The sequence below is a fragment of the Psychrobacter sp. bablab_jr014 genome, from assembly GCF_016464015.1.
Lineage (GTDB): Bacteria > Pseudomonadota > Gammaproteobacteria > Pseudomonadales > Moraxellaceae > Psychrobacter.
On sequence record NZ_JACDXT010000003.1, the window covers coordinates 1 to 1192 of the forward strand.

Genomic DNA, 1192 nt, shown 5'->3' on the forward strand with positions numbered 1-1192 from the left:
CCTCTGCACACGACAAAAAAATCATCCCCACCCGATTTTCATAGGTTTAGGGGTTAAAAAGCTAACTAACTGTCGAAATACATTCTTATCATTGTTAAAGAACACCAAGTGAAGGCCCTCAATCAACACATCCAGGCCAAGCGCAAACAAACTGGCTTGAGGTCGAGCGTTTGACTTTAACTTGCGCTTTAACGGCTTATCTTTGTCTTTATAAATACCGACATGATAAGCCCAACAAAATGCTAAGGCGTTCACTGCGACTAATTTACTGACTCGATCAAGATGGGTTAAGTGGGTATCTTCAAGATTAAAGCCACGCCCCTTTAGACAAGCAAATAAAGTCTCAATTTCCCAACGCTTAGCATAGCTTGTCATCGCATCCACTGTTTCTAGTTGATTGGTTGCGACAATCACTAAACCATAGTCTTTATCACGCTTGGCAAATACTCGAACCAAACAACCATCGACAGTCAGTATTCGCCCATGTCGATATGTTTCTTGATGGCTAACATGGCGCAATAACTCTTTAATCTGTACCAACTTGCCATGATGATTCTTAACTTTACTGTTCTTCTTAATCCGTATGGCAAAGGGTATGTGATTATTGGTGAGCCAGTTAAACCATTTTTCGCCAACAAACTCTCTGTCTGCCACTATCATCTCAAGGTTATCTTTGCCAAATTGTTTGATAAACCGCTCAATAAGCTCACAGCGTTCAAGATGGTTTGTATTACCTCGCTTATCTAGCATTTGCCAGTATAAGGGGATGGCTATCCCTTTATATACCACCCCTAGCATAAAGATGTTGAGGTTACTTTTACCCCATTTCCAGTTGGTGCGGTCAATGGTTAAGGTGACTTTGCCTAGCCCAAATAGTCGATATATCATTAAAGCCAGTTGATCGTAGTCTATCCTCGCTTCGGCAAAAAAACGCTGTAGTCTTCGATAGTGACTGTCGGTCTTGCCACCCTTAGGAAGGTGTCTTGCTATTTTTTTTAAGATTACTGCTTTGAGCAGTAATCAGGGCTATTATCATTAGGCTCAAACATGTGATTCTTGCCTTGTTCATACTCAGGTTTTGGGTTAAAGTTTCACTAAGTCTGTTAAAGTTTGGCATGGTCTGATTCGTCTTAAAAATTACTATTATGCCTTTGCTTTAACAGACTTTTTTGTTTTTTTGTCGTGTGCAGAG

Annotated in this window: 1 protein-coding gene; it reads right to left on the reverse strand. The window is 40.4% G+C overall.

The window, feature by feature from the left end; all coding sequences use genetic code 11:
* Positions 1-21 precede the first annotated feature (21 nt).
* On the reverse strand, positions 22-1017 hold the full coding sequence (locus tag JIE71_RS00650; protein WP_199506804.1) for an IS4 family transposase: 996 nt from the start codon (positions 1015-1017) through the stop codon (positions 22-24).
* Between the last annotated feature and the right edge of the window lie 175 nt (positions 1018-1192).